The 7,604-nt window shown below is 70.6% G+C and carries 10 protein-coding genes and 1 pseudogene; 5 read left to right on the forward strand and 6 right to left on the reverse strand.

Translation table 11 applies throughout. The features are described 5' to 3' along the window. Positions 1 to 106: pseudogene (locus ACTOWL_RS37140) on the forward strand (IS5/IS1182 family transposase); the annotation flags it as partial. Positions 107 to 157: 51 nt separating this feature from the next. On the opposite strand, the gene ACTOWL_RS37145 reads toward ACTOWL_RS37140, so the two are convergent. The 3 genes from ACTOWL_RS37145 to ACTOWL_RS37155 form a co-directional block, all read right to left on the reverse strand. Then, positions 158 to 655, reverse strand: coding sequence for an isoprenylcysteine carboxyl methyltransferase family protein (locus ACTOWL_RS37145; RefSeq protein WP_441326340.1), 498 nt, complete (start codon positions 653 to 655; stop codon positions 158 to 160). Continuing rightward, on the reverse strand, positions 655 to 1,686 hold the full coding sequence (locus ACTOWL_RS37150; RefSeq protein ID WP_441326341.1) for a type III polyketide synthase: 1,032 nt from the start codon (positions 1,684 to 1,686) through the stop codon (positions 655 to 657). The genes ACTOWL_RS37145 and ACTOWL_RS37150 overlap by 1 nt, the downstream gene beginning before the upstream one ends. 99 nt (positions 1,687 to 1,785) lie before the next feature. Then, complete coding sequence (locus tag ACTOWL_RS37155) at positions 1,786 to 2,979, reverse strand: MFS transporter (protein ID WP_441326342.1); 1,194 nt, start codon at positions 2,977 to 2,979, stop codon at positions 1,786 to 1,788. 45 nt (positions 2,980 to 3,024) lie between these two features. Here ACTOWL_RS37155 and ACTOWL_RS37160 point away from each other — a divergent pair, with 45 nt between their 5' ends. Continuing rightward, positions 3,025 to 3,522: an Lrp/AsnC family transcriptional regulator gene (locus tag ACTOWL_RS37160; RefSeq protein WP_441326343.1), complete on the forward strand. Its 498-nt coding sequence runs from the start codon at positions 3,025 to 3,027 to the stop codon at positions 3,520 to 3,522. Here the strand turns inward: ACTOWL_RS37160 and ACTOWL_RS37165 are convergent. Next, positions 3,519 to 3,914, reverse strand: coding sequence for a winged helix-turn-helix transcriptional regulator (locus ACTOWL_RS37165; protein WP_441326344.1), 396 nt, complete (start codon positions 3,912 to 3,914; stop codon positions 3,519 to 3,521). The two genes, ACTOWL_RS37160 and ACTOWL_RS37165, sit on opposite strands and share 4 nt — an antisense overlap. Before the next feature lie 98 nt (positions 3,915 to 4,012). Between ACTOWL_RS37165 and ACTOWL_RS37170 the strand changes: the two genes are divergently transcribed. Next, positions 4,013 to 4,993: a quinone oxidoreductase family protein gene (locus tag ACTOWL_RS37170; RefSeq protein WP_441326345.1), complete on the forward strand. Its 981-nt coding sequence runs from the start codon at positions 4,013 to 4,015 to the stop codon at positions 4,991 to 4,993. Positions 4,994 to 4,999: 6 nt separating this feature from the next. On the opposite strand, the gene ACTOWL_RS37175 is transcribed toward ACTOWL_RS37170, so the two are convergent. Next, the gene (locus ACTOWL_RS37175; protein ID WP_441326346.1) at positions 5,000 to 5,572 is read right to left on the reverse strand and encodes a dihydrofolate reductase family protein; all 573 of its coding nucleotides are present in this window, start codon (positions 5,570 to 5,572) and stop codon (positions 5,000 to 5,002) included. 101 nt (positions 5,573 to 5,673) lie between these two features. Here ACTOWL_RS37175 and ACTOWL_RS37180 point away from each other — a divergent pair, with 101 nt between their 5' ends. Further along, positions 5,674 to 6,168: a winged helix-turn-helix transcriptional regulator gene (locus ACTOWL_RS37180; protein WP_441326347.1), complete on the forward strand. Its 495-nt coding sequence runs from the start codon at positions 5,674 to 5,676 to the stop codon at positions 6,166 to 6,168. A gap of 82 nt (positions 6,169 to 6,250) precedes the next feature. Continuing rightward, positions 6,251 to 6,721 carry an SRPBCC family protein gene (locus ACTOWL_RS37185; protein WP_441326348.1) on the forward strand — a complete coding sequence of 157 codons (471 nt, stop codon included), beginning with the start codon at positions 6,251 to 6,253 and terminating at the stop codon, positions 6,719 to 6,721. A 156-nt stretch (positions 6,722 to 6,877) separates the two neighbouring features. Here ACTOWL_RS37185 and ACTOWL_RS37190 read toward each other — a convergent pair. Beyond that, positions 6,878 to 7,604, reverse strand: a 727-nt coding sequence (locus ACTOWL_RS37190) for a GNAT family N-acetyltransferase (RefSeq protein ID WP_441326349.1), incomplete at its 5' end; no start/stop codon positions are given.

Genomic DNA, 7,604 nt, shown 5'->3' on the forward strand with positions numbered 1-7,604 from the left:
ATGGCGCCGCCTCGTCCGCGACTACGAAAAGCGCATCGACGTCTCGCACGCGATGATCCTCGTCGCCATGGGCGGAATTCTCATCCGACGAAACACTCATCCCTGATTTTCAAAACAGACTCTCAGAGGCAAGAGACGTCCCGCCGGTATGGGCAAGTCAGCGCCGGGCGTTCAGCAATTTTTCCTCGACGCCGATGCGGTGGTACAGCAGCAGGGCGTTGGCGAGCGAGAAGGCGATCGCGATCCACCAGGCGCCCAAGGCCAAGGGCAGCACCGCGATCTCCGCCGTCACGATCAGGTAGTTGGGGTGCCGGACCCAGCGATAGGGGCCGCGGCGCACCAGCGGCGCGCCGGGCAGGCTGAGCACCCGCGTGGTCCAGTACGGCCCCAGCGTCGCCACCACCCAGACCCGTGCCGCCTGCAGCAGCAGGAACAGGGCCAGCAGCGGCCAGGACGGGGCGCGGTCGGCCGGGATCAGCAGGAAGACCGCCAGCAGCCAGGCGCCGTGCAGCAGGATGAACAGCGGATAGTGCCCGGCGCCGCTCTCGACCGCGCCGCGGGCGCGCAGGCGCGCCTCGTTGCGGCGGGCATAGGCCAGCTCGGCCAAGCGCTGCGCCGCCACCAGCAGCGCCAGTCCTTGTGCCCAGCCCAGCATCAGCCGCAATCCAGCACGGCGAAGCCGGCGCAGAAGCCGGGGCCCAGCGCGCTCAGCAGCCAGCGCCCGGCCATCTGCCGGCGCTTCTCCGCCAGCACGAACAGCACCGTCACCGCCGACATGTTGCCGTAGCGGCGCAGCACCGACCGTTCGGCCGCCATCGCCGCATCCGGCAGCTCGAAGGCGTCGCGCAGCGCCTCGACCACCTTGGTGCCGCCGGGATGGAACACGAAGCCGGAGAGGTCGCCGAGGCCGAGCCCGTTTCGCTCGAGGAAGGCTTCCGCCGCCGGCCGCAGGTCGCGCCGCACCAGGGCCGGGATGTCGCGCGAGAAGATCACGCCGAGCCCGTCCGCCTCGACCGACCAGCCCATCACGTCCAGCGTGCCGGGCCAGCGATGCTCGCCGGTCGGGCCTAGAGCCGGCGCGCCATCCTCCGGCCGGATCAGCACCGCGGCGGCGCCGTCGCCGAACAGCGCGGTGGCGACGACGTTGCTCTTGGTCAGGTCGCCGCGGCGGAAGGTCGGGCCGCACAGCTCCACCACCAGCAGCAGCACGGTGCCGTTGAGCGCGCGCGACAGCGCCGCGGCGCGGGCGAGGCCCAGCACGCCGCCGGCACAGCCCAGGCCGAACACCGGCAGCCGCACCGTGTCCGGCCGAAACGGCAGCCGCTCCATCAACCGGGCGTCGAGGCTGGGCGTGGCGATGCCGGTCGAGCAGATGGTGACGATGGCGTCGACCTCGCCGGCGCCGATGCCGCCCTCATCCAGGCAGCGCCTTGCCGCGTCCTCCAGCAGGTCGAGCGCCGTGTCCATGAACACGGCGCTGCGGTCGTGCCAGTCATGTGGGGCGAAGTACCAGTCCAGCGGCACGGCGGAGCGGCGGGTGTCGATGCCGGCGGCGTCGTAGATCGGCGCCATGCGCTCGAACAGCTCCGGCCGCGCCGCGAAGACGCGCCGGGCGCCCTCGCGCGCCTCGTCCTGGGTGATCACGTATCGGGGAACGACTGTCGCCAGCCCCGCGAGTCTCGGCATCCGGTACCTCCGCGGGGCCATCCCGCTCAGGGAGGACCAGAACTGGTCCTTCCAGTCTGTTCGGGAAAGAGGCCGTCGCGTTGCGCGCGTAATGCAGGGTCAGGATGCCGCAGGGCCGGTGATCCGCCGCGGCCGCAACGCCGTCGCGGCGATCAGGGCAGCGGCGAGACAGGCCACGGCCGCGCCCGTCGCCAGCGGCGGGAAGCCGGCGGCGGCGTAGCCGATCCCGGCCAGGCCGGTGCCGGTCAGGGTGCCGAGATAGGTGACGGCGCTGTTCAACCCCAGCACGGCGCCACGCGCCTCGGGCTTGGCCCGGGACAGCAGCAGCACCAGGATGTTCAGCCCGAAATGGTTGGCGAAGCCCCACAGCCCGGTCAGGGCGGCGATCGCGGCGAAGCTGTGCGTCGCCGGCAGCATCAGCGCGTAGATTGCCGCCACCGCCAGCAGCACCAGCGGGAACAGCCGGCGCGGCCCCAGCCGGTCGACCAGCCCGTCGCCCAGGCTGGCGGCGCCGAAGCCGATGCCGTAGGTCAGCACGATCAGCCCGGCCTGTCCGGCGCTGAGGCCGAGCTCGGCCCGCACATGGTCGCCGATGAAGGCGTAGACGCCGTAGAAGGCGGCCATGAAGCCGAGGCAGATCGCCAGCAGCGCCGGCACGCCGGGATAGGCGAGGGGGGCGACCAGGGCACCGAGCCCCGGCCTCGTGCTTCGGTTGCGCGATGGCGGCGCCGGCAGCCGGGCGATGCCGAACAGGGCCAGCACGGCCAGGCCGGCCAGCACCAGGAAGACGGCGCGCCAGCCAAGCGTCTCGGCGACCAGGGCGGCGGCCGGCACCCCGGCGACCATCGAGATCGACCAGCCGGTCAGCACCCGGCCCAGCACCCGCGATTCCCGGCCCGGCGGCGCGATGGTGGTGGCCAGGGTGTAGATCGACGGCAGGATGATCCCGGCGCCGAGCCCGGCCAGCGCCTGGGCTGCCGCCAGCATCAGCCAATGCATGGCGAAGGCGGCGAGAAGCGTCGCCGCCGCCAGCCCGATCATGCCGCCGAACAGGGCCCGGCGCGGACCGATGCGGTCGATCTGCGGCGCCAGCAGGAAGGCCGATAGCGCGGTCGCCCCGCCATAGGCGGCGATGGCGCGCGACACGGCCACCGGCGTGGCCGCCATCGCCGTCGCGACGTCGCCCAGGATCGGGCTCAGCACCAGCGAGTTCGAGCCGACCACCGCGATGCCGGCGGTCAGGATCGCTGTCTGCAGCGAGACGGCGCTCTGATGTTGATGACGTTCGGTCATGGGATATAATTGCCGAACCTGGTTCGGTCATGAAGGGCCATTCTCATGGTCATCGAAAATACGAAAACGGTTCGGCGCCGGCCCGCCGAGGCCCCCTCCTTCGACGCCGTCGACCGAAAGCTGTTAGGGCTGCTCGCGACCGATGCGACGCTGAGCTATGCCGAGCTCGGCCGGGCGCTGAACCTGTCGCCGCCGGCGGTGCATGAGCGGGTGAAGCGGCTGAAGCGCGACGGGGTGATCAAGGCCACGGTGGCGGCGCTGGACGGGCGCAAGCTGGGCAAGCCGATCCTGGCCTTCATCCATGTCAACACGACCGGCTGGGGCAAGAGCCAGGAGATGCTGGACCTGGCGCAACTGCCCGATGTGGAGGAGATCCACACCGTCACCGGCGACACCTGCGTCATGCTGAAGGTGCGGACCCAGGACGCCCAGGCGCTGGAGGACCTGCTGCGGGTGATCTACGACATCCCGGGCGTCCAGGGCACGCGCAGCTACATCGTCCTCAGCTCGCATCTGGAGCGTGGGGCGTTGCCGGCCGATTAGGCCGCGGGCGCCGCGTCCATGGTTTGCGCGGGCCGCAGGCGGCATTCGGCCAGGCGGTCCAGCTCGTCCAACGCGGCGGCATGGCGCTGGCCCCAGTCGCACAGGGCGCGCAACACCGGCTCCAGGCTCAGCCCCAGCGCCGTGGCCGAGTAATCCACCCGCGGCGGCACCTGGCGGAAGATCTCGCGGTGGACCAGGCCGTGCTCCTCCATCTCGCGCAGCTGCTGGATCAGCATCTTCTGGCTGATCTCGGGCAGTGACCGCTTGAGCTGCGACAGCCGCCGCGGGCCGTCGAACAGGTGGTAGAGGATGACCGCCTTCCAGCGGCCGCCGACCACCTTGAAGGCGCGCTCCACCGGCAGCACCGGCAGCCGCTTGATCGTCTCGGCCATGGTCACCTTCCGGTCAGTATGGAACGAAAGGGTGTGTAGAACCCTCAAACGGCATACTGGCAAAAGGCGCCTCATGCTGTCCAACCCCAGGTGAGGTCATGAAAGCCGTTCAATTCAGCCGCTTCGGCGGGCCCGAGGTGCTCGCGACCGTCGAGCGGCCGACTCCGAGGCCCGGCCCCGGCGAGGTGCTGGTCCGGGTGCGGGCGGCCGGGGTGAACTATTTCGAGACGCTGCTGCGCCGGAACCTCTACGCCGTGACGCCCGAGCTGCCGATGGTGCCCGGCGTCGAGGTGGCGGGAGAGATCGAGACGGTCGGGCACGGCGTCGACGCCACGCTGCGCGGGGCTCGGGTGGCGGTGCCGATGTTCGCGATCGGCCGTCCTGCCGGCGGCTATGCCGAATACGTCGCCGTCGAGGCCGCTGCCGTCGTGCCATTGCCCGACGGCCTGTCCTTCGAGCAGGCCGCGGCGCTGCTGGTGCAGGGTCTGACGGCGCTGCACCTGGTGCGGCGCAGCCCGCCGCGCGGCCGGACGGTGCTGGTCACCGCCGCGGCCGGCGGCGTCGGGTCGCTGCTGCTGCAGCTGGCCCGGCGCGCCGGCGCGGAGCGGGTGATCGCCGTCGCGGGCGGGCGGGAGAAGCTGGACGTCGCCCGCAGCCTGGGCGCGGATCTCGGCATCGACTATCGCGAGCCCGGCTGGGCCGCCATGGTCCACGAGGCGACCGGCGGCCTCGGGGCTGACATCGTCTACGACACCGTCGGCGGCGCCACGACCAAAGCCTGCCTCGACGCTCTGGCGCCGTACGGCGAGCTGGTGTTCGGCGCGCTGGGCCGGTTCGAGCTCACGGCCGCCGAGCTGGAGGGGATGCTCTTCCGGAACCAGTCGCTGAAGGGCTTCGCCCTGCTGCCGCTGCTGACGGCCGAAGGGCTGCGGGCCGATCTGGCGGAGCTGTTCGCCCTGGCCGCGACCGGAGCGCTGACGGTAAGGCAGGGCGGCCGCTACCGCCTGGACCAAGCCGCCGAGGCGCACCGGGCACTGGAGACCCGCCGGAGCACGGGCAAGGTCGTGCTCATCCCCTAGGAAGGCTCAGCGCTCGCGCCGGTAGTGCAGGATCACGGCGCCGGTGTCGAGGGGCCTGGTCTCGATCAGCTTCAGGTCGATGCGGTCGAAGCCCGGCGCGAACAGCCGCTGGCCGTCGCCGAACAGGGTCGGCGTCACCATCAGCCGGTACTCGTCGAACAGGTCGCGGGCGACGAAGCTCTGGGCGATGCCGGCGCCGCCGAACATGAACAGGTCGCCGCCAGCCTCCGCCTTTAGCCGTGCGACCACGCCCTCCAGGTCGTCGCGCACCACCACGCCGTTCCAGCCGGGATCGCCGGTCAGCGTGGTCGAGAACACGGTCTTGGGCAGCCGGTTCATCACCGAGGCCCAGGGAACGCCGGCGGCCGGGCTGTTCGGATCGGTCGCGGCCGGCTCCCAGAATCCCTTGTTGAACAGGAAGTTGACCCGGCCGTAGAGCAGGTGCCCGGCCCGTTCCAGGGAATAGCCGGACCAGTGCGTCGCCAGGTCGTCGGACCATTGCGGCGGCACGAACTCCCCCTTCGGCCCGGTGATGTAGCCGTCCAGGCTGATGAACATCGACAGGATCGCCTTGCGCATGGGTGTCCTCCTGGATTGTTCGTTAACTGATTTCCTATAGCAACTGGTTGCGCTCTGTGCAATCCGATTGCATATTGCAAGCGGAAAAGGAGCGACTCCGCATGACCAGTGAACCGCGATCCGGCTGTCCGATCAATCTGACCCTCGAGGCCCTGGGCGACCGCTGGAGCCTGCTGGTGATCCGCGACATCATGTTCGGCGACCGCCGGCATTTCCGCGAGCTGCTGACCCAGTCGGAGGAAGGTATCGCCTCCAACATCCTGGCCGACCGGCTGAAGCGCCTCACCGAGTCCGGCTTCCTGACCCGCACCGACGATGCCAGCCACAAGCAGAAGGCGATCTACAGCCTGACCGACAAGGCAATCCAGCTGGTGCCGCTGCTGGCCCATATGGGCGCCTGGGGCCGCCGCCATATGCCGGCCACCCCCGACCTGTCGATCCGCGCCCAGCTGCTGGAGGAGGGCGGGCCGGCGCTGTGGGAGGAGCTCATGGACGATCTGCGCAGCGCCCATCTCGGCCAGCCGCGCCGGCGCAGCGGCCCGACGGTGGTCGAGCGGTTGCGTGAGGCCTTCCTAGCGGTCCGCGCCGCCGGTTGAGGAAAAATATTCGAGGCCGTGTCGGAACCTCGGCCGGGGGGCCGTCCTTGGGGCATCAAGCGTTCAAACCAGGAGATCCCCCATGACCGCCACCCCCACCTCCGACCGCGAGCTCGTCCTGACCCGCCTGATCGACGCGCCGCGCGAAAAACTGTTCCGCGCCTGGACCGAGCCCGAACTGATGAAGCAGTGGTTCACGCCGCGGCCCTGGACCACCCCGGTGATCGAGGTCGATCTGCGGCCGGGCGGCTCCAACCTGATCGTCATGCGCGGCCCGGACGGCACCGAGTTCCCGAACCGCGGCGTCTATCTCGAGGTCGTCAAGAACGAACGCCTGGTCTTCACCGACGCCTACACCAAGGCCTGGGAGCCGTCGGAGAAGCCGTTCTTCACCGGTATCATCACCTTCGAGGACGAGGGCGGGAAGACCCGCTACACGGCCCGGGCGGTGCACTGGACCGTGGCCGACCGCGAGGCGCATGAGAAGCTGGGCTTCCACGAGGGCTGGGGGCTGTGCGCCGACCAGCTGGCCGAGCTCGCCGCGAAGATCTGAAGAGAACGCAAGGGGGCTGCCGTTACATCACCAGCCCGAAACTCGAACCGTCATGGCGAGCCCCGAAGGGGCGTGGCCATCCAGCGGCACCAGACCCTGGATCGCCACGTCGCTTCGCTCCTCGCGATGACGAAGGGATCAACGTCCGAGGCCGGCTCAGCCGGCCGTGTCCTTGCTGCGATAGTGGTAGCGGTACAGCTCGGTGCGGAAGCCGAGCGACGCGTAGAGGGCCTGGGCCGGTGCGTTGTCGGCCACCACCTGCAGGCAGGCGCCGCCGGCGCCCTGCGTCAGGGCCCAATCCATCAGATGGCCGACGGTCCGCGCGCCGTAGCCGCGCTGGCGATGGTCGGGATGGGTCTCGACGGATTCCAGCACCAGCAGCCGGTCATGCACGACGCCATAGGCCTTCGCCACCACCTGCCCGTCGATCCGGCAGGCGGCGAAGGCCTTGGGCAGGACGATGCTGTCGACCATGCCGCCGAAGATCGGGTCGGCCGGGGCCGACCGCAGGGCGAGCCACTCCTCGTCCGGCCGGTCCGACAGCTCGATCCAGGCGCAGTCCCGCGGCCGGTGGTCGCTGAGATCCGCCAGCAGCGTGGTGGTCTCGCCTTCACCCGCGTAGCCCGCACGCTCCAGCGGTCGGTCCATGCCCGTGGCGATCGAGGGCACCCGGAACCGCGATGGCTGACCGAGGCCGCGATAGATCGCTTCCGCCGTGGCGATGATGCCGCTCGGGTCGCGCGGGCCGCCGCGCAAAGGGTTCACCGAGTTGGTGCGTCGCGTGGCGCCGCCCGAGGCGCGCAGCAGCCAGCCGCCCAGCAGCACCTGCCGCGGCGACGGCCAGGCGTTCTGGCAGGCTTCCTCGACTCTCCAGGCGATTTCG

It is taken from the genome of Inquilinus sp. CA228, from assembly GCF_052078665.1.
Taxonomy (GTDB): Bacteria; Pseudomonadota; Alphaproteobacteria; order DSM-16000; family Inquilinaceae; genus Inquilinus.

What these genes read in the sequence shown, in the direction of transcription:
- ACTOWL_RS37155 (WP_441326342.1), bottom strand. Translation starts at nt 2,979, where the DNA reads ATGACCGAACGTCATCAACATCAGAGCGCCGTCTCGCTGCAGACAGCG.
- ACTOWL_RS37160 (WP_441326343.1), top strand. Translation starts at nt 3,025, where the DNA reads ATGGTCATCGAAAATACGAAAACGGTTCGGCGCCGGCCCGCCGAGGCC.
- ACTOWL_RS37150 (WP_441326341.1), bottom strand. Translation starts at nt 1,686, where the DNA reads ATGCCGAGACTCGCGGGGCTGGCGACAGTCGTTCCCCGATACGTGATC.
- ACTOWL_RS37180 (WP_441326347.1), top strand. Translation starts at nt 5,674, where the DNA reads ATGACCAGTGAACCGCGATCCGGCTGTCCGATCAATCTGACCCTCGAG.
- ACTOWL_RS37145 (WP_441326340.1), bottom strand. Translation starts at nt 655, where the DNA reads ATGCTGGGCTGGGCACAAGGACTGGCGCTGCTGGTGGCGGCGCAGCGC.
- ACTOWL_RS37170 (WP_441326345.1), top strand. Translation starts at nt 4,013, where the DNA reads ATGAAAGCCGTTCAATTCAGCCGCTTCGGCGGGCCCGAGGTGCTCGCG.
- ACTOWL_RS37185 (WP_441326348.1), top strand. Translation starts at nt 6,251, where the DNA reads ATGACCGCCACCCCCACCTCCGACCGCGAGCTCGTCCTGACCCGCCTG.
- ACTOWL_RS37165 (WP_441326344.1), bottom strand. Translation starts at nt 3,914, where the DNA reads ATGGCCGAGACGATCAAGCGGCTGCCGGTGCTGCCGGTGGAGCGCGCC.
- ACTOWL_RS37175 (WP_441326346.1), bottom strand. Translation starts at nt 5,572, where the DNA reads ATGCGCAAGGCGATCCTGTCGATGTTCATCAGCCTGGACGGCTACATC.